Below are 24,596 nucleotides of genomic sequence, written 5' to 3' on the forward strand. Positions count from 1 at the left end.
AAAAACATGAAACAACCTGCTGATTTTCAGCAGGGACATTTTAGTGCCGTTGATGTTAGCGCATCCGCAGCACTTTTTTATTTAGATTAACTATTTTGTACAGCCTTCTCCTCTTACGAACAGTGTGGTTCCACGTCGTTCATATGTGGCATTTATGGACCTGCAAATCAGATCAAGCTTTTCAAACAAGGAAAGATCTGCCAGGTCACCTGTAAACAGGCAGGTTTCGACCGAATCATTTTCGATTACAATATCAATCCCGTATGCTTTTTCGAGCATCGTGAAAGCGTCTTTTACAGGTGTTTCGAGAAACGAAAACACATAATCAGCTGGCAAGACCGAATGATTTAGTTTAGGATTTGAAACAATTGCCAACTCCATTTTCTTGGATTTTTTATCAAAAACAATTTTCTGATTTCGAGTCAGGATTACACCGTTACTAATCTTTGATGCCCTTTCTTCCACTTCATAAACAGATACGCGCCCGGAGGCGACCTGAACTTCAATGGAACGTGCGTCGTCGTAGGATTTTACTGTAAAACTGGTCCCCAGAACCTGGGTTACTAAGTTTTCTGTCGAGACAATAAATGGTTTTGCTGGATTTCTTTTGATCTGAAAAAAAGCTTCGCCATGTAAATAGACCAGTCGTTTCGTTTCGCCGAAATGTTCGGGATAGCTGATGCTGCTCTTTTTTTGAAGTATTACGATACTCCCGTCTTCAAGCGGAATTCTTTGTGGAGTATCTGATGTATTTTTAATTTCAATGACGCCCTCTTTTTCGATGGACTGAATATTGGATGTTTCTTTGTTATTGATCTGACTGAACGCGAACCAACATCCGACGATAAGCAAGATAGATGCTGCAATACCTTTTATCCAGGGTGAAAAGCGTAAAATAAAACTTTTGCTTGCTGTGCTTTTATCTACCTTTTTTTTGATCCGTTTTCCTATTTTTTCTTTTTCAGACTCAAAAACGGGTGACTCGTCAATAGAATTACTATGAAGATAATCCTGAACGAATTTCTCCTCTGCCGGTGAGTGTTCGCCGGCCAGGTATTTTTGCAACAGGATATCGAAATCGAATTGATTCATTATTTTGCTTTTTCGGATATCAATTGGGTGTGTGATAGATCCAGAGGTGATCTTTTAAGATTTTTAGTGATTTTGTAATATGATATTCGACCGCTTTTTCAGAAAGATTCAAATCCCTCGCGATGTCCTTGACGGATTGGTTCTCAAACCGGCTGAGCTGGAAAATTTTACTCGTTTTTTCCGGTAGTTTTTTTAACGCATTGTCCAACGCTGTGGACAGATCGGTAAACTCCACATCCTGTTCTGTAATGGAAGACTCCTGCATTTTTTGAAGAAGAACATATTCCTTGTACTTCCGCCAGGTGATTTTTGATTTGATGAAATTCGTGATCAGATGTTTCATCGAAATCACCAGGTATGAACTTAGATGCCGGATATTGCTTTCAGTTCTGCGGTTCCATAGACTTTCAAACAGGTCATGAACCAGTTCTTCCGCTTCTTCACGAGTTCCGATCTGGTGGTAGGCAATACAAAATAATTTATACCAGTACCGGTCATAGATTTCCCCGAAAGCAGGTTTGCTGCCTTCAATCAGTTTAATAACCAGCTGTTCATCGGTTAACAACTTGCTCATCCGGGAATTCGTTATGGAACTACAAAGGTATGGTCAAACAAAGCACAAAAATCCCTAACCCGTTTTAAGATTATTTTAAATAAATTTTAGTTTACGTCTGGTTATATAAATATTTTTAAAAATTCTGCGACATACCTGGCTCTGAAAAACTGGTAATTTATGATATACGCAACCTAATAAACGGGGTTTAAAACCAAAAAATGCCCTGCTGATAGGCAGAGCATTTTTAGAATATTTATTAAAAATGAAGCTAAATACTATGCAGCAGCATTTTGCTTTGACATTTTGCTTTTGAAAAACTGGTAGATCATAGGTAGAATTGAGAATCCGATTATTCCAAAAATAACCAGTTCAAAGTTCTTTTTCACGATCTCCATGTTTCCGAAGAAATATCCAAGTAGTGTCAGAGATGGTACCCAAAGAACAGCTCCAAGGACACAGTAACCGATATATTTTGAGTAATTCATACTTCCCGCACCCGCAACAAAAGGAGCGACCGTACGAACGATAGGGATAAAACGAGCCATGATCACAGTGCTTCCGCCATGTTTTTCATAAAAAGCTTCTGTTTTTTCAAGATATTCTCTTTTAAGGAAAAGGATTCTTTCGCGTTTTTTTATCTCGCCACCGAACTTCTTACCCATAAAATAATTGAGGTTGTCACCCAACAACGCAGCGATGATCAGGATAACGATGATCAGAAAAACGTTCAGGCCTGTTCCTTCATTGGCAGCAATCGCGCCGGCTGCAAAAAGAAGCGAATCGCCAGGAAGAAGCGGCATAATAACTAACCCGGTTTCTGTAAAAACAATGAGAAATAAGATCACATAGGTAAGCGTACCGTACTCCTGAACGATATCAAACAAATGCTTATCCAGATGGAGGAAAAAATCAATAAACTGCGTTAAAAATTCCATTGCTTTTTAAGTTTAACCAATTAGTTATAAATATGAAAGGTGAGCTTTAAAACAGTTATTTCGAATCAACTTTCCATTCTTTCTTTGTTTTGGCATTCAGGAAGTGCGTGAAAGTATCACCGCGTAACCCTAAACGAATCGTTTCTAATGGGATAAGCTCGCTCGGAGCAATATTTCCCAAATTCACGTTAGCACCCAAGAGTTTGACAAACCAGACCTGCTGAGATTTTTGAGGCGCTTCCCACAACATTTTTTCAAAGGGAATCTGCGTTAAAATCTCTTCAACCAAACCCTGACGAACCTCGCCGCTAGCTCTGAAAAGTCCTACATTTCCGGATTCTCTTGCTTCTCCGATCACTTTCCAGGCGCCTGCTTCCAGTTCAGACTGGATGAGCTGGATCCATTTATAAGGAGGGATGATTTTATTTTCGTCTTTTGATCCAACTTCTGACAAAACCGTTACCTGCTGAGCCAGTTTGCGAATATATTCACATTTCACATCCTGAGGCATTTCAATAGAGCCATCAGAAACCTCAGCAAATTTGAGGTCATATTTATCCAGTAATTTACGGTAGTCATCAAACTGATTTCTTACCACAAAAGCTTCAAATAATGTGCCGCCGAAATAAACCGGAATCCCGGCATTTTTATATACTGCTAATTTTTCATCAAGGTTGGAGGTTACATAGGAAGTGGCCCATCCAAGCTTTACGATATCTATAAATGTGGAGGCACTGGAAAGCATATCTTCGGTTTCCCTGATACTAAGCCCTTTATCCATAACCATCGTAATTCCCTTTTCACGAGGCTTTTCTGAACGGGAAGGAATTTGTGATAACGTAAAATTCATATTTGGATACTCTTTTAAGTCTTCGAAAAACTCGGGCAAAGGTAGCAATTACCTTTGATACGTAGCAATAAAATCAGTAGTATTGACTTATTGTAATAGTTAAATCTACGATAATTAATATTTCAGGAATACATCCGGTTTAATATTTCACTCTTTGACTACTTTTAAAATGCTGGTATCGGATAATTCATCGCAGAAAAAACATGAATCACGGTTGGAGTATATGCAATCATTCACCGGTCAATTGATGAAGGAAAGTTTGTCGCCTGTCGGGAGATGGCTAAATGGAAAATTACTCGACATTCAGGATGGGAATATGAGTGTCGAATTTATTGTTCGCGAGGATATGTCAAATCCGATGGGCGTGTTGCACGGCGGAATTGCTGCGACTATTCTTGATGATGTGGTTGGAACTATGGTTTATGCTCTTGGCCGTGAGTTTGCTTACACCTCTGTTAATTTGAACTGCGACTTTCTACACGCAGCAAGGACAGGTGAAACCATTATTGCTGAGGCAAAAGTGGTTCGGGCGGGCAAGAATATTATTCATGTTGAAGGTATGATTAAAAATCCGGCAGGACTGATTATCGCGAAATGCAGCAGTAATCTGATTCAAACAGGCTTTAAAATTCCGCCTCATTAAAGATAACCCTGAGCCTGTAGCTGAAAAAGTTCTGCGTATTTTCCATCCAGATTTAGTAATTCTTCATGCGAACCATACTCAATTAATCTGCCTTTTTCCATGAAAAGAATTCGGTCCGCCATTCGCACCGTTGAAAACCGGTGTGAGATAAGCACAGCCATTTTTCCATTAATTAATTCGCTGAACCGTTGGAAAACTTTATGCTCCGCTCTGGCATCAAGCGCGGAAGTCGGTTCATCGAGAACGATAAGCTGAGCGTCGCGCATGTAGGCTCTGGCCAAGGCAATTTTCTGCCACTGACCACCTGAAAGTTCTGTCCCTTCTTTGAATCTCTTGCCCAAAACCTGCTCAAAACCATTAGGAAGCTGGTCAATAACCTCGTTGGCCATACTCATTCCGGACGCAATTTGGATAGCCTCCTTGTCATTAATATTATCAATGTCACCTACTGCAATATTATCAGAAACGGTCATTTCATAGCGGATATAATCCTGAAAAATGATACCAATATTTGCTCTTAAATCAGCCAGTTTATAATCCAAGATATCGATTCCGTCAATTAATATTCTGCCTTCGGTTGGTTTATACAAACACGCCAAAAGCTTAACCAGCGTTGTCTTTCCAGCGCCGTTTTCACCAACAAGAGCAAGTTTTTCTCCTGCATTTAAGGTGAATGAAAGATTCCTTATCGCCCAAAAATCACTTTCCGGATATTTGAAACTTACATTCTCAAAAACAATACCTCTTTGGATTGGTCGTGGGATAAGATGGCCATTTTCATTTGCCAGAATTGTCGGTTGTATTTCAAAAAAATCAAACAGATCTTTAAGATAAAGTGCATTTTCAGCGATACCGGAAAACCTGCTCATAATGCCTTGTAACATACCGTGCATCCTTTGAAAAGAACCGGAAAGAAATGTCATCGTACCGATTGTGATCAATCCCGCGAGCGTTTGTACCAATACAAAAACATAAGCTGCATAATAAGCAATGGTGCCAATTGCAGACAAAAGATATCCCCAGCCAGCGCGACTAATCGCAATTTTACGGTTTGCCAGATAATATTCTTCGGACAATTCTTTGAAACGTTTTGCCAGATAATTTTCCAGACCAAAAACCTTGACCTCTTTGGCCGTTTCCGCACTTGATCCGAGATAGCGCAGATAATCCAATTCGCGCCTTTCCGGCGTCCAGCTTCTTGTCAGTGAATAAGTTCTTTCGTTAAAATGAGTTTCCCCTAAAAAAGAAGGAATAACGGCTATGATCAATATTAAAATGAGCCAGGGATTGAAAATGACCAATCCGGCTCCGAGAGAAAGCAGCGTTAAAATATCCTGTATCTGTGCGAGTGTTTGAGTAAGCAAAACAGTTCGGCCGGCAGTCTGGCGTCTTGCACGTTCCAGTTTGTCATAAAAAACAGGATTTTCAAACTGATATAAATCCAGCTTTGCAGCATGATGTACCAGATCGACCGACGTTTTATTAGCGACCAGATCACCCAAAAGGCTGTCAAAAAGATTTATACAACGATTTAAGAGGTCGGATACAATGGTTAATCCTAATTCAGCGGCAACCAACATCCAAAGATAGTCATGCGAATCAGCGCGATGATCAATTAATCGGACGACTTGATCAATAATTTCTTTACCAATGTAAAGCATTATCAGCGGAAGGCCGGATTTTATAAGCCGGAAAATAATATTTCCTAATGTGAGCAATTTATTGGTTTCCCAGACCAGACGGAAAAAACGAGGGAGGTTTTGTAAAGCAGAAAATCGCTTTTTAAATGATTCTGAGGGTTGTTTTGGATTTTTAAAGGACTTCGTTGCAGGAATTTTCTTCAATAGTTAAAATGAGTATGGTGACTTTCTGTTAATCATTTTGTTATGAAAAAAGTTCTCTGTAAATCAATTGCTTTTGCCCGCTAATAAATCAGATCGATTTAATTTGATCCCCGGAGTTTACCGGCCTAAATATTACCTTTGTAGAATGGAAAAAAACTTCAATGACTTGTCAGAAAATCGCCAGCAGCAGCTTATGGCTTTTGATCGTTTGCTAACCATTATGGATGAACTTCGTGAACAGTGCCCCTGGGACCGGAAGCAGACGCTGGAAAGTTTACGACATCTTACAATAGAAGAAACTTATGAATTATCTGACGCAATTCTTGAAAATGACCTGCCGGAAATAAAAAAGGAATTGGGAGATGTGCTTTTGCATATTGTTTTTTATGCCAAAATCGCGTCGGAGCATACTGAAATCGGGAAAAGTTTCGATATCGCTGATGTATTAACCGGAATTTGTGAAAAACTGATTTCTCGACATCCTCATATCTACGGCGATGCAAAAGCGGATACGGAGGAGCAGGTAAAGCAGAATTGGGAAAAACTGAAATTGAAAGAAGGTAATAAATCTGTATTATCTGGCGTGCCTGGATCTTTGCCTGCGCTTGTGAAGGCTATGCGCATTCAGGAAAAGGCCCGCGGAGCTGGCTTCGACTGGGATGAAAAACAGCAGGTATGGGCGAAGGTTGAAGAGGAATTACAGGAGTTTAAAGAAAACTTCAATATTGAAACGCAGGTTGTAATTGACCAGAAGGAAGCGGAAGGAGAGTTTGGCGATCTGCTTTTCTCACTGGTTAATTATTCGAGATTCGTTGATATTAATCCGGAAACGGCATTAGAAAGAACAAATAAAAAGTTTATCCGCCGGTTTCAATATATGGAAGAAGCATCGAAGTTGGATGGGAAGTCACTAACAGAAATGACGCTTTCAGAGATGGATGAATATTGGAACCAGGCAAAGGCTTTGAAGGTTTAAATGTGTTGTTTAAGGTAATTTTACGCGGTAGATTCAAATAATTATTCAAAGTTGGAATATGATTTGTGTCAATAATGATTGTTTTTGATATTGTATAAAGTTTCAGTTCACTGAGAATTGCTTATCAACTAACACACGCTAAAATGTACATTGAAGACCGAATTGCACAATTAGAAATAGTATCCGTGGATCAGGGAAAGCAGATAGAAATGATTGCAGACGGGTTAGGCAAACTGACAATCGAGATGCATAAGGGTTTTGCTGAATCTAAAAAGCAAAATACTTTACTGCGTCATGATATATCACTTTTGCAAAAGGATATGTCTGGTTTACGAAAGGATATTTCTGGTTTACGAAAGGATATGTCCGGTTTACAAAAGGATATGTCCGGCCAAAAAAAGGATATTGAATCTTTAAAATCCGACGTAATTGGTTTGAAAGAAGACGTAAACAAATTAAAAATCGACGTTGCTGTTATTCAACAGGATTTAAAAGATATCCGTCATGAAATGGACGAGCGCTTTAATTTGATAGATTTAAGATTTGATAAGATGGAAAGTAACTTTAATGGAAAATTTGACTTACTTGTCGAACTCATTAAAGCGAAATAAGATTAATAAATGTCTTCACATCATATTATCAGAGAAAAGCAGGAACCTGCACTTATTATCGCCAATGGTGAAGCATGTAGTGAAGAATTGCTTGGGCAATTATTAGAATGGAGTCCGCTGGTCTTGGTTTTAGATCATGCTATTTACCGGGTTCTGGATTTAGGAATTAAAGTAGATGTTTGGCTGGGCGACTTTGATCATAATCATGACTTCGAGGAAATACGGTCCCGGCAGGATCCGATAAAAATTGTCCATACGCCGGACCAGGAAAAAACAGATCTTGAAAAGGCAATTGATTATTTAGTTGACGAGGGTTTTCCTGCTGCCAATATTGTCTGGGCAACTGGTCGGCGCGCTGATCATGCGATTACGAATATCACCAATCTGGTTCGCTACAAAGAAATTATTCGTCTGGTTTTATTTGATGACTATTCCAAAATATTTCCCTTATCGGGAATTTTTGAAAAGTGGTATGTCGCCGGCACGCCAATTTCCCTAATTCCGGTAGGAGTGGTGGAAGGGATTAAGACAGAAGGTTTAAAATATAATCTGAATGACGAAACACTGACGCTCGGTCATCGTACAGGAAATAGCAATGAGGCGGAAACTGATGGTATGGTTCGAATTTCCGCCCGAAATGGTGACTTGTTAATTATGGAGTGTTGGGATTAGACCCCTATACACTTTTTGACTCAACATAAAAATTACGATCTACGGTCAGCGTTTTTTCTCCTTTTGTTTTTAAAGTTTTCCAATCCGTTGTCGGATAAACGAATTGATTCTTTCCATCCGCTAATTTTATTTTTACAGGCATATCAAAACCGGCAATAACATTTACCCAACGATACTGTACGCTATTTCCTTTGAAAGAATATTCAAGAACGGGTATCTGGGTATCTCTTAAATACTGATCAAAGATCTTGCTGATATCACGACCCGTATTTTTATTGACATAATCTTCAATCTGCTTCGTTTCTACTGTTTGGTGGTAAAAAGTCTTATTTAGGCCACGTAAAATCTGACGCCACTTTTCGTCATCATTTACAACCTGGCGAATGGTATGCAGCATATTTCCACCTTTGTAGTACATGTCCCTGGAACCTTCCTGATTGACATTGTATGTTCCAATAATTGGAATGTCATTTGCGATCAACGCTCTTGTGCCGATTACATAATCAGCGCCTGCTTCTTTGCCAAAATAAAATTCAGTGTATAAATTCTCCGAATAATTAGTGAAACTTTCGTGAATCCACATGTCTGCGGCATCCTTATATGTGATATTGTTGGCAAACCATTCATGACCACTTTCATGAATAATGATAAAATCCCATTTTAATCCCCAACCTGTTTTTGATAAATCCCGGCCCAGATATCCCATTTTGTAGCCGTTACCGTAAGTAACGGAGCTTTGATGTTCCATTCCCAGATAAGGTACCTCAACCAATTTATATCCATCTTCGTAAAATGGATATGGGCCAAACCAATGCTCAAAAGCTTTCAGCATTTTATTAGCCTGATCAAACTGAACTTTTGCCTTTTCCAGATTTTCTGGATAAACGTAAAAACTTACCGGCAAATCTCCTTTTTCTCCTTTGTATATTTCGCTCCAACTCACATACGGTGCAACGTTCATGTTTACGCCATAATTATTAATTGGATTGACAACGGCCCAATTGAAAGTATGTGTGCCGTCATTATTTTCAACTACACTTCGCAATTTTCCGTTGGAAACATCCGTCATCGCTTTTGGAACTGTAATACTTACCATCATACTGTCAGGTTCATCGTACATGTGATCCTTGCACGGCCACCAAACGCTGGAACCAAGTCCCTGACAAGATGTTGAAATAATAGTATTTCCCTTGCCATCCGGAACCCATTGAACGCCTCCATCCCATGGCGGGCGTTTTGCCAATCTTGGTCGTCCGGAGTAAAAAACCTCAATTGATTCTGATTTTCCTTTTTCCTGTTTTTTCGAAAGGGTGATAAAAAAAGCATTTCCGTCTCTTTTGTAAGTCAGGGTTTGACCGTCCTGTATCACTTTCTCGATTTGAAGTGGTTCCTGCAAATCCACCTGGATGACTTGTTTAGGCTCTAAAACCTTATAATTAATAATCGTACTTCCTGAGATGGTGCTGTCTTTTGCATTCGGTGTCACACGCAAATGGTAATAAGTAAGATCCCACCAGACTCGCTCAGGTGTTATAGCCCCACGAAGTGTATCGGCATGGGTAAATGTGGTTTGCTTTTGGGCACTCGATAAAAATGGAGTTAAAATGAGGCAAAATGACAAGATTTTTTTCAACATTAAATAGGAGATTATAGTACAGAATTTGTGTTAGATTACTCTTCAAGAACTTCCATCGCATTTAATTCAGGGCCTCCTCCGCGGTTAGCAGACCCGGCGGCGATGTAGACTTTCCTATTGATGGACACAGCCTGCGTTCCATGCCGTCCTTGTTGCATTGAAGGAAATTTTTCCCATTTCTGGTTCTGTGTGTTGAATGCTTCAACTTCGTTATGAGCTTCCACATGGGCATCACTTTCACCACCCAGGATCAGAATTCTTTTGCCAAGTGCAACTGTTGTGTTTCCTGCGCGCTTGGTTGGAATATTGTTTGAAGCGTCAAGGGTAGACCATTTCCCGGTTTTGAAATCATAAACGTCAACTTCTGCAATCGTCGTATTTAAAACCTGATTGATCCTTGCAGTGGATAATCTGCCGCCGGCAACGTAAAGTTTATTGTCCACAACGGCAACTTGAATATGATCACGGGGGCGGGGAGCTTCAGCCAATTGCTTCCAGGTATTCGTTGCAGGGTCATATTCGTCAAACCATGTTACCTGTCCGTCCCAATGCCCATCCTGAATCCCGCAAACAAGATAAATTTTATCATTGAGCGTGAATGCCCCTGCGGCTCCGCGTCTTCTGTTTTCCGGAATTTCCGGGCCTTTTCGCCACTCATTTTTTACCGGATCAAATATGTAGATATTAGGAATGGGTACTTCATGCGGATAACTTCCGGTAAAAGCGCCCAGTACGTAGATCTCATTTTTATAAGAAACAGCCTGAAAATGGCTCATTTCAAGCGGGGTTTTACTAAGCGTGATCCAGGTATCTTTTTTAGGATCATATTCGTCAACCGATTTAATGCCGCGGCCACCAAGTAAATAAAGTTTTCCGTTGGCATGGGACATCGCATTTTCATGTCTTTTGTCAGGGAGATTTTCTGGTTCGATTGCCCGCCAGACCTGACCATTAGCGGAAATGGCCATCATATGGATGACCAATAAGAATGCGCCGATTTTGTGGAAAATACTTTTCATAAATTGTCCGGATATAAATATTTCCAGACGTCAATCGACGCCTGGAAAACTATTAACTACCATCAAGGTACAATTTATTTTATTATTTTTAAATATTCATCCTTGTATCCTATACTTACCAATTTTGGGAAATTACTGGTCAATTTTTGCTGATTGATTTTAATGCCGGGCTTTCAAAATTTAGCTTTTTCAAACCATTCTGAACATCAGGATTACTCATGAATAATTTCCATAACAACCCAGTCCGATAATTTTCGATCATCACGATAATTGGGCCCTGATCGATAGCCAAATGCGATTTTGCATACCAGTTTTGCGACTCATTAAAAGCGTCCGTAAATCCGTATTCGCTCCAAATTTTATCTCCCAGATCGTCGTAGAAATGACGCATTGCTTTCATCGATTGTTCGGGCGTATAAGGGAAAGATGATAATGCTGCGGTAGGCGTAATGGTGCCAAAGTCGTTTGTTGGTGAAAAAGCATTGTAGCCATCAAAGGTATCGCTCGCCGTAAGACCCCAGCTGTTGTCACCATATCCTTTAAATTTCCCAGGGTTAGCCACACAATGTTTATAGTTGATCAGCGTATGGTTGACGTTTTGTTCCCAATAATTTGCATACTTATCTTTCAGATTACGTGGATCAAGTCCGAGAAACGAATAATGAGCGAAGAACATAGGGCCGCCAAAATCGAAACCCAGTGGAAGTTTTACGCCATAAAATTCTTTTCCATTTTTGAAATGATCACTTTGGGCCCAGCACTTGTCATAAACCTGTGCATTGATTGGATATCTTGGAGACGAAGCAGCCAGAATGTAGGTAATCAGCGTTTCGTTATAACCTCGTAATTCGAAATTCATCGCCCAGCCATGATTCGGGCTCCAATGCCAAAACAGCTGATCAGGGTTTCCCCTGGTATACCAATCCCATTCTGCTTCATCCCAAATCCAGGTAATCCGGTTCCTCAAATCACGTTCGACATTGTTGTTTCCATTGAAATACTGTTTTGCACAAAGTAACCCTTGAAATAGAAATGATGACTCGACAAGATCTCCTCCGTCATCTTTACGCCCGAAAGGAATAATTTTCCCGGTTCCTCCATTTAACCAGTGGGGGAATATTCCATGATAATGATCTGCTTTGGACAAAAATTTAACCATTTTCAATAAACGGTTTGAAACGGAATCTCTCGGAACCCAGCCGCGTTCGGCGGCGACAATCATAGCCATAATCCCAAATCCGGTACCTCCTGTTGTGACTACCTCATCGCCATAATCGAACGCAACATTGCTCCGTTCTCTGGCCATACCGCTTACCGGATGTCCAAATTCCCAGAAATAACGAAAAGTCTGCTTTTGTACCAATTCAAGCAATGCTGTATCCGATAAATTTTTTGGCCGGTTGGCGGGATTAAATACAGCAGGGGAAGTGGTATTTTTTTTCTTTTGTGCAAGAATATCTGTTGTTGAAAACAGTACCAATGCAAAAATGCTGAATTGAAAAATTATATATTTCATGATATTAGAGATTGATTTTTTGTGTCGGAGTAATCGTCATTTACTATAAATCCGGACTCTGAAATCCGAGGCTTTTCATGCCTGTTTTTATTTCCGGATTACTCATAAAAAGATTCCAAAGTAGCTGGCTGCGATGGTTTTCAATCATGATAACGATCGGTCCCTGATCAATTGCCAGGTAAGAAGTTGCAAACCAGGGTTGTTGTAAAGAAAATGCATCGTAAAATCCATAGTCTCCCCAAATCTTATCGCCCAGTTTATAGTAAAAAAATCTGAGCGCTTTCATCGATTCATCGGGGGTATAAGGAAACGAGGATAAGGCAGCCGTTGGAGTGATCACTCCCTTGTCGTTTGTTGGCGAGTTTGCGTTATATCCATCAGGAACATCACTGGCAGTTAATCCCCAGCAATCTTCGCTGTAACCGTAATATTTAAGCGGATTTGTTTTACAGTAATTAAAATTTATTAATGTATGAGCCCGATTTTGATCCAGATAATTGGTGTATTTATCTGTTAGTCCAGTCGGGTTCAGTCCAAGAAAGGAATAGTGGGAAAAGAATAACGGACCACCGTATGGACTACCCAGAGGTAATTTTATTCCCTCATAACTATTGCCATTAACAAACGAACCATTGCCAGTCCAGCCATTTTCATATACCTCTTTCGAAATAGGGTGAGTGGGGGATGAGGCTGCGAGGGCATATGTGATCAGACATTCGTTCCAGCCTCTAATCGGAAGATTCATATCCCAGCCATAGGTAGGGCTCCAGTGCCAGTAAAGTACGTTTTCGTTATTCTTTCTAAACCAGTCCCATTCCACGCCGTGCCAGACGGCATTGATATCACTTCTCAATGCAATTTCTGACGCATCGTTTCCACTAAAATATTGACGTGCTGTTAACAGCCCCTGAATCAAAAACGAGGTTTCAACCAAGTCAGCTCCGTCATCCTTCGTGCTGAATGGCACAACGGATCCTGTTGCGCCATTTATCCAATGCGGAAAGGCACCATGAAATTTCTGGGTGTTATTTTTCAGGAAAGCAATCATCTTTTGCAAGCGCTCCAAGCCCTGTGCTCTTGTGATAAATCCTCTTTCAATGGCTACGGGAATTGTCATAATTCCAAATCCGCTTCCGCCTGATGTTACTACGTCGCCGGAAGTATTTCTTTCTCTTGCCAGGCCGCTAACAGGATGGCCAAAATCCCAGAAATATTTGAAAGTTTGTTTTTGCACCAATGTCAAAAGTGCATCATCCGTAATCCTGGGGAATTTATCCGTTGAATCGATTTCAAAGGTTGAAGGCACGATAACTTCTGGTGCTTCAACTTTGTCATTCTTGCATCCGAATGTTGCGAAAAATAAACAAATAATAACATGATAATTTTTCACGGCTTACTCGGTTATTGATGAAGATTTCATGAAATAGTGAAACGCGTCACAGACGGCAGGACATAAATAACCCGCAGAACGATGTTCCTGAATATCAGAAATCTGAATTCTTTCATCGCCCTGCGGGCTGGATTAAATTTTTGCCTACCTTTAGTATCCTGCGTTTTGGGTTAACACTCCGCCGCTCAGGTCAATTTCTGTCTGAGGAATTGGCCAAACTTCGTTTTTGTTCGCCTGCCATCCTTTTGGTCCGAAAACCTCAGTTCCTCTTCCCTGGCGGATCACATCGAAATAACGATCATATTCCAAAGCCAATTCAAATTGGCGTTCACGCCAGATTGCTCTTTGCAGCGCAGTTTTTTCCGCAGTAGTAACTTTTGGTAAAATCGTTGCACTTGTACCTCTCGCTCTTGCACGAACCAATTCAAGGGATGCCAAAGCTTCGGTTGTTTTACCAAGTTCATTAGCTGCCTCTGCATTCATTAATAATACATCAGCATAACGGATCACGCGTACATTTTGCTGAGCACCTTCATTAAAGCCGGATACAAACAGGTTAAAAGGCACATATGATTTTTGGTTATACATGGTGTTGTCACCCGTTGCTGCTATGGCATCACCCTCAGGTGTTGTTTCTCCCCTGAAAATAATCGTTGCATCTCTCCTTGGATCACCCGTTTCGTAACTTGCGGCCAGTTCTTTTGTTGGCACATTGAAGCCCCATCCGCCCCCAACAACGCCCCTTACACCCTGAACCTGGGAATACTGAGAATTTGAAGCATCTTTATTTTCAAGTACCAATTCGTTCTGAATCTCAAAAATTGATTCAGACGAATTTTCGTTTTGAATCCTGAACAATTGCTCGTAATTCGGGAAAAGAGAATATTGGCCGGAAGCCATCACCTGGGAAGTCAAATCATATACCTGCTGCCATTTTTGCTGATACATGGAAACTTTTGCATGTAATGAAAGCGCAGCACCTTTGGTAACGCGTCCCAGATCTGTTGCACCATAAGTTGCAGGCAAAACTGCCGCAGCTTCTGTCAGATCTTTTTCAATGGCTGCGTAAACTTCTGCCTTGGGAGTACGTGGTATGTTATATTCCTCAGTCCCGGCCGGTACGGTTAGTCTCAACGGAATGTCACCGAAAGCACGGACTAACCTGAAATAGGAATAGGCCCGGATAAATTTCGCCTCAGCCAAATACCGGTCTTTTAAAGCAGCCGTCATTTCGATCGCTGGAACATTATCCAAAACCTGATTGGCATAATTAATATTCTGGTATTGAGCACTCCAGAACGCTCCTAACTGCCCTTCCGTTGAACCAACAGAAAAGTTATCATAAGTGTTAAAAAAGGTTGCATCAGATGCGCTGCTCCCTTTTTCTGTTTCGTCGGATCCAACACTTTCTACGGCAATCGCACCGAAAGCAGTATTTCCAAAGGATCTCAGATTTGCATACATGGCATTTACTGCTTTTGTAGCATCGCCTTCATTTTGCCAAAACACATCGCCTGACTGTTGTCCTTGCGGATCTGTATCCAGAAAACTATCCTGGCATGCCGATGGAAGCAGCAGCAGCGAAGCCAGGCCGGCATAAACCCCGAATCTGCCTAATCTGGTTTTAAAATCTATATTTTTCATATTCTTATTTGTCTTAGAAAGTAACATTTATACCAAAGTTATAGGTTGCTGACAACGGATAAACATTGGCATCAATACCTGCCTGAGTAGGTTTGTTGTCTGTCGCCGTGATCTCCGGAGAAAGTCCTTTATATTTGAAAAAGTTAAGCGCATTTTGTGCATTGGCATAAATTCTCAGCTTTTTCATTTTCAAACGCTCAGTCACTTTTGCAGGCAGGCTGAATCCTAACTGTGCATTTCTAACTCGGAAGTAACTTCCGCTTTGAACGAAAAATGAGTTAGGAAGATAATTAGAACCTCCACCGATATTAGCTGATGGATAGGTATTGGAAGTTCCTTCTCCATGCCAGCGGTTGTCGAAATAATCTTTCGTGAAATTCTCATTTCCATAACGCCATCCGATATTGGCGTTATAAATATCCACTTTGGCAACACCCTGGAAATCAAGCATCAAATCAAACCATTTGTAGTTCCAGCTTGTGTTGATACCGTAAGTATATTTTGGATTTGGATTTCCAATAACCTGGCGATCAAGGCCAGTGATGTTTCCATCAGGAGTACCTGCTGAACCGCTGATATCCCGATATCTGAAATCTCCCGGCTTAGCCGTTTTTTGTGCTGATCCGTCTATTTCTGTCTGGTTTTGGAATATTCCGTCAACGATATATCCGTAGAATGAACCGATAGGATCGCCAACTCTCGTTCTCGTTGCGAGTGCACCACCGGTCAGACCAACACCACCATCATAGATTGGATTGGCACCCGTAGACACAGCTAGTACTTTATTGTTGTTGACACTACCATTAACGCCGATACTGTAAGTCAGGTCGTCTCCGATTTGATCATTCCAGTTAATAGCTGCTTCAAAACCTTTATTTTGGAAATCGGCCTGGTTTCCGATAATCTTACCACTCGCGGTTCCGATTGATGTTAACACAGGGAGGTCAAAAATTGCACGTTCGGTTTTTTTAGTATAGTAATCCAATTCAAAACTCAAACGGTTTTTCAATAAGGATGCTTCTAGACCGATGTCCGTACCCACGCCGCGTTCCCAAACAGTCACAGGTGGAATGATTGAATTGATACTGGCGCCAGTGTTTACCGTTCCGCCATAAATTGCAGCCAAACTACCACCCGTCGCTACGGTCAGTGTCGACAAGTTTGAGGGAACTGATGCATTACCGATTTTACCCCAGCTCGCACGTAATTTCAAGTTGTCAAAAATCTTCTGATCACCCATGAAGGCTTCATTGCTGATTACCCAGCCGGCACCTACTGACGGGAAATACCCCCATGCATTGCCGCCCTGATAAAATTTAGAAGAACCATCCGCTCTCAAAGATGCATTCAAAAGATAACGATCTGAAAAGCCGTAATTGACACGTCCAAAGTAAGAAGAATAGGTTGCAAGATCACCCTGATCTGTTACATTTCGTCCATCAACATTACCCAAGGTAAGGTACAAATCACCTTCACTTGAATAAGGAACATCTCGGGCAGATGCTGTTAATTGGTAAGACTGATCGCGTTGCGCAGATTGACCAAGAAGAGCAGTAATGGAATGGTTACCGATTTCTTTGGTATAGGTCAGCGTGTTTTCAAAAATCCAATAACGTGCTTGCGGACGCGTGAATGTCAAAAGGCTGTTTGTATTTCGCTGAGCAACTGTTGCTGCGTAAACCGGAACATACGACCTCGTTTCATCCTGCGAATAACGACCACCAAGACTTGTTTTGAAAGTAAAGTTTTTCAAAAAAGATAATTCTGCATATGCATTGGCAGTTAGAAGCGTCTTTTTTGTGTTTTGGTTGAAATAATCAACCGTAACCTGGGGATTGAAATTAGCACCGTCACCAAGGTTTAATTTTGAAGGATCACCGTACGTTCCATCCGCATTATAGATCGATAAGGCCGGAGATGCTGCATACAATTGTCTGAAAATCCCACCTGCTTCATCTTGCGATTTGCTGAAAGCACCAGTTGCCGTATACCCAACTCTCAAATTTTTAGAAACCTGAAAATCGTTCTGGAAACGTGCAGTATAACGTTTGAAGTTATTTTTTTCCACAATACCGTCTTGCTTCAAATAGCCAAGCGATAAGTTGTAGGTAGATTTTTCTCCACCACCGCTAACAGAAATCTGATGGTTGGTAATGAAGGCGTCACGAAGAATTTGTTTGTACCAATCAGTACCTTCGCCATAATTTGCGGGGTTCAAAATTTCCTGTCCGCCATTGATCGCGCTCAGTTCATTGATCGCCGTAGCATATTCGTTCGCATTGGCCATTTTAATCTGATTTGTCACTTTTTGCATACCGACAAATCCATTATAATCCACAACTGCCTGTCCGGATTTACCTTTTTTCGTGGTAATCAAAACTACACCATTGGCCGCACGAACACCATAGATAGATTGGCTTGACGCATCTTTCAGGATGTTCATGCTTTCTATGTCTGCGGAGTTAAGGAAACTGATATCATCAAACCACACACCGTCGACAACATATAGCGGGTTAGGACTTCCATAAGCGGTACCAACACCACGAATACGGATTTGTGGTGAAGCACCTGGTTTACCTGAGTTATTCACCTGAACACCCGCAACTTTTCCCTGAAGACCACTGACCGGGTTGATAGAAGATTGTTTGGCGATTTCAGCTCCCTTAATAGAAACGACAGATCCTGTCACATCCACTTTTCTCTGAGAACCATAACCTACAACAACCACCTCATTTAAGGCGCGCGCATCTTCTAAAAGTGCGACATTTATAACAGAATTTGAACCAACTGTTATCTCCTGAGACGTCATTCCAATCATGGATACCACAAGAATGGATGCTGACGAAGGAACGCGAATATTAAAACTTCCATCTACATCAGTAGGAACACCAGTTGTAGTTCCTTTAAGTAGTACACTAGCTCCCGGAAGCCCGGAGCCATCTGTTGCTGAGGTGACCTTACCTGTAATGTTGATTTCCTGCGCGAATGCCATCGAGGTTACGCATGCAAAAAAGATCAGCAAGTACAGAGATCGTACATTTGCTTTCATTGGTCTTTAGTTAGTATTGAACTTTATGAAGATTAAATTGTCTTCAAAGCTAACTACTTATACTAACTATTGTCAAAAATACCACTACATCACAACTACATCAATGAGAATAATGCAACAAAATATATTATTTTATTGTAAAAATATCGGTTTCGTCTCATGATTTCATACATCCATCATGTACTCAGTAAGGTTCAGATCGTTGTCTAAATTCAGCTTTTTGCGAAGTCTGTAACGTTTAATTTCAATTCCTCGAACGGAAATTCCCATGACGGGAGCCATTTCTTTGCTTGATAAATTCATTCTGAGACAAGCTGCGAGGCGCAGCTCTGATGGCGAAATAGCGGGACATACATTTTTTAACCTCTTAAAAAATTCGTCATGAACCTCGTTGAAATTTTCTTCAAACAAAACCCAGTCGTCCTTACCAGCTACATTTCTTTCAATACTGTGAAGTAATTTTTGGTAGTGAATATTTGGTAACTGCTGCCCGAGTTCCTGCTTCACTTGCTGCAGCTCGTCTCGGATTTCCTGAAGAATTTCGTTTTTCTTTACAACATTAATTGCAACGTTGCTCAACTGCTGACTTTTGTTTTTTATTTCGCTCTGAAGATTTTCATTACGTATTTCTATAATTCGTCTTTCATTTATTAGTTTTTGTTGACGCAACTTTTCTTCCTGTTCTTCCAGTAATTTTTGTCGGTGTCTGACAAGTCTTTTTTCTTGAAATATGATAATTCCCGTCAGGAGCGCGGCAGCTAATAAAACAAAAATCAGTCTGGCCCAAACCGTTTCATACCAATATGGCGTCACAGTAAAGTGGTAAGCCGTGACTTCGTCATTCAAACTTGTCTTTATTTCAAACGTATACTTGTCAGACGAAAGATTGGTATATTCCACATAACTCTTGTCTGTCCACTCTGACCACTGTTCTGAAAGTCCTTTTAGTCTGTATTTATATTGCACATCCTGACCAAAAACCGGTAGCGCATAAACGATTCTGACAGATCTTACATCAATTGGCAATGTAGTTTCGTCCGTTGTTTTAAACATTTCTCCAAGATTTCGAAGGTTTAAAACTTTCCTAATTACTGGCCTGAGTGGTATTAAAAATGGCTGTTCATCCTGCCTGCGATTATACAGCGCATACCCATTGTCAAGACAAAAGAAATAGTAATGATTAGCAAGTGGGATGATGGTCTCGCTGTTTCGAACCAGAGATAATTGTAGCGTCCGCGGGTCATTATTGCCGTGGAAGATAATCCTGTTCGGATATATTTTGAACCAGTCATTATCGACACCGGATCTTATTTTAAACTCTTCGTCCTCCTTACCGCCAAGATTTTTGTATGGTATTAATTTATCTTGCTTGTTGGGTGTAAAGAAGTTGTTGCCGGATCTGACAAGCACATTTTCCTGCCAGGGTGTAATTTCGGTGGCGAATTCACTGGGAATATCGGTCGGCGCCTTATACGCTTTCCAGGAAATGACAGAGTCAAGTGCTGGGTTTAAAATGACATGGTATAATCCTCGATAGGCATGAGCAATCCAGAATGAGCCGTCCTGTGTCCTGACAATTTGTTTAGCAGGTACTGGTGGGAAGCCTTTTATTGGAAATTGGTAAGTCCATAGGCCGGTCCTGTCTTTTTTATAAATATGTAATCCTGTATAAGAACCCTGTAATAATATTGTGTCTGTTTTTGTAACAACCGGCAAAAATTGCCATCCGCCATTCACAGCAGATATTTTAGTGATCCCATTTTCTTCAATTCTGAAAGTCGCGTCATTGTGCCCGCATAACAATTGCCCATTTACAACTTTTAACGTCCAGGTTTGTCCTTCCAGGCCACGAATTGCACGAAATGGCTCAATAGACATCCATTTTTTTACAAAAACTCCATTGTTTGATCCGACATATAAATTCCCCTTCCAAACAGCCGCAGCGTAGGTTGATCCAAGAGGATTGTCGTTCGTTTGATATGAAATAAAAGGTGACGCAAGTTTGATGAGATCAATTCCCTGGTCGAGACCTAGCCATAAATGCTGGCTGCGATCTTCAAAAAGGGAAAGTATCGTATTGTTTTGAAGACCATTTTCTTTCCTAAAATGAAATTTTAAATTTCCATTTTTGTCTACTACATAGAGACCTTTTGAGATGGTTCCAAATGCATAACTGCTGTCGATGCTTAATATTACTGCTTTGTTTATAATGTTTTGTTTTAATTCCTCAGCCAGTGGTATTTTCCATTCTGTGAATTTTCCGTTCTCATAAATGAACAATCCATGTCTTGTTGTTGTGATTAATACTTTATTTCCCGAAAAAGGCAGGATACTTGAAACGACCGTTGATGCAAAAAACTCCGAGCCTTTCAAAATCACAAATTTATTTCCGATCAATTCGTAGATCCCTTTGTTCAGAAAATGTACATACAACCTGCCCCTGACATTTCGCATGAACATAAAGTTGTCTTTTGTTTTCAGCTCTGTTATTCTCTTTCCGTCATAGCGATAAATTCGGGCGAAGGATTGGAAGTAAATATTTTTTCCGTCTTTCAGTATATGCCAAATTTCCTCGGTTTGTAAACTTTTAAAATTGGCGGCCTTACTCAAAGAGTGGTATATCAGCTGACCATTAGTTGTTTTCTTCCAGTACCCAAATTCAGAATAACCTCCGACATAAATTCTCGATTCACCGTTGGGCATCGTATCACACAATACCGCCCGGACAATCTGGCGGTTTGGGAAGGGATATAATTTCCAGGCAGCACCGTCATATTCAAGCAAACCATCAGAATTTGCTGTATAAACGATGTGGTCTTTACTTTGATCAATCGCCCAGTTTTGGTTGTGTGCCTTATAAATAGTGTTGGGAAAATTTACAAGCGGAGGCGTCTCTTGTGCAAATGCACCAGAAAATAACACAAGTAAAAGGAGTAAAACCCCGTTTAACCTATGCTTATGTTTTAAAATATGATAGTAAAAAGGAGTGAAAAATCCTTCTCCTTTCTCTACGAGGAATATCATTTTAACTAGCTTTTTTATAATATTTATTTAATTATTCGGGGTTAAGATACACCATTCGTATCTGAAAAAAATAACGCATGGGAATGAAAAAAGTACTTTGTTTGATTTTAATGGCTTCATCTGTCGCAATGGCACAGATTAAAACGGTAGATGAAAATAACAAGAGTGATATCCGATATAACCTTAATCCGTCCGGCTCACATTATGTTAAATTTACCTTTACAAATCAGGTTTGGCTTCGACTTAATGATAACAATCCCGGAACTACTGTCCTCAGTGATCCAGCTTCTCAAACTTTTGATATTGGGTTGAGGCGGACACGCATGCAATTATTCGGCCAAATTACTGACAGAGTATTTTTTTATACACAGTTTGGTCTTAACAACTTTAACAAAACAAATGGTTTCCCAAGTTATAATACTACTAGTACGCCAAGTAACAGGAAAGTTGCTGCATTTTTTCACGATGCGGTAGGGGAATATGAAGTGCACAGAAAAGGAAATAATTTTATTCGTTTTGGCGGAGGGTTGACTATTGTTAATGGTCTGTCCCGTTTCTCGCAACCAAGCATTGGGACGATCATGACAATGGATGTACCAATTTTTGCACAGGCCACTGTGGATCAGACAGATCAGTTTTCAAGGAAACTTGCTGTTTACAGCCGCGGGCAAATTGGTAAAATCAATTATCGTGTCAGTATAGCTGACCCTTTCCCGATTGAGACAAGCGGTGGAGTTCCTGCTGCGTTGGGTACCAATGCTGTATTTGCTCAAAAGAAACATAAAAAGCAGTTCGATGCTTTATTGATCTACAACATTTTTGATACAGAAGACAACACCACACCGGGATATATGACAGGGACGTATCTCGGAAAGCGGAAAGTGTGGAATATTGAAGCGGGTTTTATCGGGCAGAAAAACGCGACATGGAGAAGAGAAGGAGTTGACACTATATATTCCAGCATGAATTTATGGTCAGTCGCTTCTTATCTGGATATACCGATCAACAAAGACAAAGGAACGGGTGTGTCTGCTTACCTGGGCTATTTTTATACTGATTATGGCAAAGGTTACCTTCGCTACAATGGCAGCATGAATCCTGCAACTGGTACCAATTTGCCTATCACAGGCGTTAGTGGAACACATGGGAATGCTTATCCGATGTTCGGAACGGGCAATGTGATTTATGCACAGGCAGGATATAAATTTAAGGATGGATTAATTGGTAGTCAGGGAACCCTCATGCCGTTTGCCTCTGTGCAGCATTCAGATTACGAACGTTTGAAAGATCCGATGAACCTTTTTAATCTTGGTATTAACTGGATTATTAAAGGGAGTAATGCAAAGTTGACTTTAAACTACGAAAACCGCCCGGTTTATAAAAACGGGCCGGAGGTAAATGAGCTGGGAAAAGATGGAAGAAAAGGTTCCTGGATTTTGCAGTATCAGATTTCTATTTAAGCCTTGGAGAAAAATATTTAAGGAAGAATATAGAGAAGTCAACTAAGAAAAAGGCTGACTTCTCTATTTTGTTTAACTAGAACGTAAGTGCGCCATTCATTGCACGAACCGCTTCTGCAGATTTTTCATAAGCCGCTTTTTCAGCGTCGCTCAGGCGGAGATTTATGATTTTCTCCCATCCATTACGGCCAAGAACCACAGGCACACCCATACAAATATCTTTCTGTCCGTATTCACCGTTCAGATAAACTCCGCAGGGAACGATTCGTTTTTGGTTGCGTACAATGCTTTCAACCATCATAGCGGCCGCTGCACCCGGTGCATACCAGGCTGAGGTGCCGATTAATTTTGTAAGCGTTGCTCCACCAACCATCGTATCCGCTGCAACCTGTTCCAATTTTTCGGCAGATAAAAAACGGCTTACCGGAATACCGTTGTAGGTTGCCAGACGTGTCAGAGGAATCATGGTCGTGTCGCCATGTCCGCCGATCACCATACCGTGAATATCACTTGGAGAAACATCCATCGCAAGTGCCAGGTATGTTTTGAAACGGGCGCTGTCCAAAGCACCACCCATACCGATAATGCGTTTTTTAGGAATATCGGCTTCTTTGAAAGCGAGATAAGTCATTGTATCCATTGGATTGGAAACAACGATGATGATGGCCTTTGGTGAATATTTTAACACATTTTCAGTTACGGATTTTACTATGCCGGCATTGATTCCTATCAATTCTTCGCGTGTCATGCCAGGTTTGCGAGGGATACCCGAGGTGATTACAACCACATCAGAACCTTTTGTTTTTTCGTAGTCATTGGTTGAGCCAACCGGCTTGGTATTAAAACCAAGCAATGCAGCTGTCTGGTACATGTCCAATGACTTTCCTTCACTCACACCTTCTTTGATATCCAGCAACACTAATTCTTCCGCCAATTCGCGACGAATGATATTGTCGGCTGTGGTTGCACCCACGGCGCCAGCGCCTACGACAGTAATCTTCATAAAAAAATGTATTTAATTGTGTAAAAATTAATGTTTTGAAATATACCCTAAAAATAGGTTACATAATTTGTTAAAACCACTCACGGATTTAAATTTTGTTTAAAAACTGGTATGCTTTGATCCATAATGCAATTTTTTACGTAATTAGATAGTTATATTGGCATTTCAAACCACTTTTTCTTTACTTAGGGAAATGAACAATGAATCATTGATAGCGAAAATTTTAAAGTCTGTTTTTTTTAAAAAAGCAACAGGTAAAGCGGGTAGGTATGCAAGTAATACAAGTCGTCTTGTTGAGCTGGTTGGCCAGGTAGTAAGTAAATTAAAGCATGTTGGATTTAAAGGAAATCTGGCCGAATTTCAGGGGAGCGTTGGGATACTGGTTCGTATGGTTAAGGCATATTCGTCCGGAGCATACAGAACGCTTCCGTGGAAAAGCCTCGTTTCGATCGTTGCAGTTCTAATCTATTTCGTTTCTCCGATTGACCTTATACCTGATTTTCTGCCAGTTATCGGAATTGCAGATGATTTTGCCCTGGTTTTGTGGCTAATCAAGACTTTGGGGGATGATATTGCTAAATTTAGTGAATGGGAAAAGAATGAAAAAACAATTAATATCGGATAAAGTGTCTGATTATTTTAGTTCTTTTCGAAATAATAAGTATTTTTGTAAACA

Annotated in this window: 19 protein-coding genes; 6 read left to right on the forward strand and 13 right to left on the reverse strand. The window is 40.6% G+C overall.

Annotated features, from left to right (window positions below; all coding sequences use genetic code 11):
* Nucleotides 1-90: 90 nt before the first annotated feature.
* The 4 genes from L0657_RS16920 to L0657_RS16935 form a co-directional block, all read right to left on the reverse strand.
* A complete protein-coding gene (locus L0657_RS16920) occupies nt 91-1,092 on the reverse strand; it encodes a FecR family protein (RefSeq protein ID WP_235151933.1) in 1,002 nt (333 codons plus the stop codon).
* Nucleotides 1,093-1,111: 19 nt separating this feature from the next.
* Nucleotides 1,112-1,666: an RNA polymerase sigma factor gene (locus L0657_RS16925; RefSeq protein WP_235151934.1), complete on the reverse strand. Its 555-nt coding sequence runs from the start codon at nt 1,664-1,666 to the stop codon at nt 1,112-1,114.
* Nucleotides 1,667-1,923: 257 nt separating this feature from the next.
* Nucleotides 1,924-2,583 carry a DedA family protein gene (locus L0657_RS16930; RefSeq protein ID WP_235151935.1) on the reverse strand — a complete coding sequence of 220 codons (660 nt, stop codon included), beginning with the start codon at nt 2,581-2,583 and terminating at the stop codon, nt 1,924-1,926.
* 55 nt (nt 2,584-2,638) lie between these two features.
* Complete coding sequence (locus L0657_RS16935; protein WP_235151936.1) at nt 2,639-3,433, reverse strand: phosphosulfolactate synthase; 795 nt, start codon at nt 3,431-3,433, stop codon at nt 2,639-2,641.
* Nucleotides 3,434-3,656: 223 nt separating this feature from the next.
* Between L0657_RS16935 and L0657_RS16940 the strand changes: the two genes are divergently transcribed.
* Complete coding sequence (locus L0657_RS16940) at nt 3,657-4,076, forward strand: PaaI family thioesterase (protein WP_235151937.1); 420 nt, start codon at nt 3,657-3,659, stop codon at nt 4,074-4,076.
* Here L0657_RS16940 and L0657_RS16945 read toward each other — a convergent pair.
* Entirely contained in the window at nt 4,073-5,920 is a 1,848-nt protein-coding gene (locus L0657_RS16945) for an ABC transporter ATP-binding protein (protein WP_235151938.1), read from the reverse strand. The genes L0657_RS16940 and L0657_RS16945 overlap by 4 nt on opposite strands.
* Nucleotides 5,921-6,065: 145 nt before the next feature.
* Here L0657_RS16945 and mazG point away from each other — a divergent pair, with 145 nt between their 5' ends.
* The 3 genes from mazG to L0657_RS16960 all read left to right on the forward strand — a co-directional run bounded on the left by mazG (nt 6,066) and on the right by L0657_RS16960 (nt 8,179).
* Nucleotides 6,066-6,896, forward strand: coding sequence for a nucleoside triphosphate pyrophosphohydrolase (gene mazG, locus L0657_RS16950; RefSeq protein ID WP_235151939.1), 831 nt, complete (start codon nt 6,066-6,068; stop codon nt 6,894-6,896).
* A gap of 143 nt (nt 6,897-7,039) precedes the next feature.
* A complete protein-coding gene (locus tag L0657_RS16955) occupies nt 7,040-7,507 on the forward strand; it encodes a hypothetical protein (protein ID WP_235151940.1) in 468 nt (155 codons plus the stop codon).
* Nucleotides 7,508-7,516: 9 nt separating this feature from the next.
* Nucleotides 7,517-8,179, forward strand: a complete 663-nt coding sequence (locus tag L0657_RS16960) for a thiamine diphosphokinase (protein ID WP_235151941.1) — start codon at nt 7,517-7,519, stop codon at nt 8,177-8,179.
* Nucleotides 8,180-8,183: 4 nt separating this feature from the next.
* Here the strand turns inward: L0657_RS16960 and L0657_RS16965 are convergent, their stop codons facing one another.
* From L0657_RS16965 to L0657_RS16995, 7 genes are all read right to left on the reverse strand, one after another.
* Complete coding sequence (locus tag L0657_RS16965; RefSeq protein WP_235151942.1) at nt 8,184-9,815, reverse strand: M1 family metallopeptidase; 1,632 nt, start codon at nt 9,813-9,815, stop codon at nt 8,184-8,186.
* A 35-nt stretch (nt 9,816-9,850) separates the two neighbouring features.
* Nucleotides 9,851-10,834, reverse strand: coding sequence for a kelch repeat-containing protein (locus L0657_RS16970; RefSeq protein ID WP_235151943.1), 984 nt, complete (start codon nt 10,832-10,834; stop codon nt 9,851-9,853).
* A 139-nt stretch (nt 10,835-10,973) separates the two neighbouring features.
* Nucleotides 10,974-12,350, reverse strand: coding sequence for a glucoamylase family protein (locus tag L0657_RS16975; protein WP_235151944.1), 1,377 nt, complete (start codon nt 12,348-12,350; stop codon nt 10,974-10,976).
* Between the two features lie 43 nt (nt 12,351-12,393).
* Nucleotides 12,394-13,740 carry a glucoamylase family protein gene (locus tag L0657_RS16980; protein ID WP_310588291.1) on the reverse strand — a complete coding sequence of 449 codons (1,347 nt, stop codon included), beginning with the start codon at nt 13,738-13,740 and terminating at the stop codon, nt 12,394-12,396.
* A gap of 150 nt (nt 13,741-13,890) precedes the next feature.
* Complete coding sequence (locus L0657_RS16985; RefSeq protein ID WP_235151945.1) at nt 13,891-15,384, reverse strand: RagB/SusD family nutrient uptake outer membrane protein; 1,494 nt, start codon at nt 15,382-15,384, stop codon at nt 13,891-13,893.
* Nucleotides 15,385-15,397: 13 nt separating this feature from the next.
* The gene (locus L0657_RS16990; protein WP_235151946.1) at nt 15,398-18,433 is read right to left on the reverse strand and encodes a TonB-dependent receptor; all 3,036 of its coding nucleotides are present in this window, start codon (nt 18,431-18,433) and stop codon (nt 15,398-15,400) included.
* 165 nt (nt 18,434-18,598) lie between these two features.
* On the reverse strand, nt 18,599-21,457 hold the full coding sequence (locus L0657_RS16995) for a triple tyrosine motif-containing protein (RefSeq protein WP_235151947.1): 2,859 nt from the start codon (nt 21,455-21,457) through the stop codon (nt 18,599-18,601).
* An 83-nt stretch (nt 21,458-21,540) separates the two neighbouring features.
* Between L0657_RS16995 and L0657_RS17000 the strand changes: the two genes are divergently transcribed.
* Entirely contained in the window at nt 21,541-22,917 is a 1,377-nt protein-coding gene (locus L0657_RS17000) for a hypothetical protein (RefSeq protein ID WP_235151948.1), read from the forward strand.
* A 76-nt stretch (nt 22,918-22,993) separates the two neighbouring features.
* On the opposite strand, the gene mdh is transcribed toward L0657_RS17000, so the two are convergent.
* Nucleotides 22,994-23,920, reverse strand: a complete 927-nt coding sequence (gene mdh, locus L0657_RS17005; protein ID WP_235151949.1) for a malate dehydrogenase — start codon at nt 23,918-23,920, stop codon at nt 22,994-22,996.
* 193 nt (nt 23,921-24,113) lie between these two features.
* On the opposite strand from mdh, the gene L0657_RS17010 reads away from it, so the two are divergent.
* The gene (locus L0657_RS17010; protein ID WP_235151950.1) at nt 24,114-24,545 is read left to right on the forward strand and encodes a YkvA family protein; all 432 of its coding nucleotides are present in this window, start codon (nt 24,114-24,116) and stop codon (nt 24,543-24,545) included.
* Nucleotides 24,546-24,596 lie beyond the last annotated feature (51 nt).

The sequence above is a fragment of the Dyadobacter sp. CY345 genome, assembly GCF_021502725.1.
Taxonomy (GTDB): Bacteria; Bacteroidota; Bacteroidia; order Cytophagales; family Spirosomataceae; genus Dyadobacter.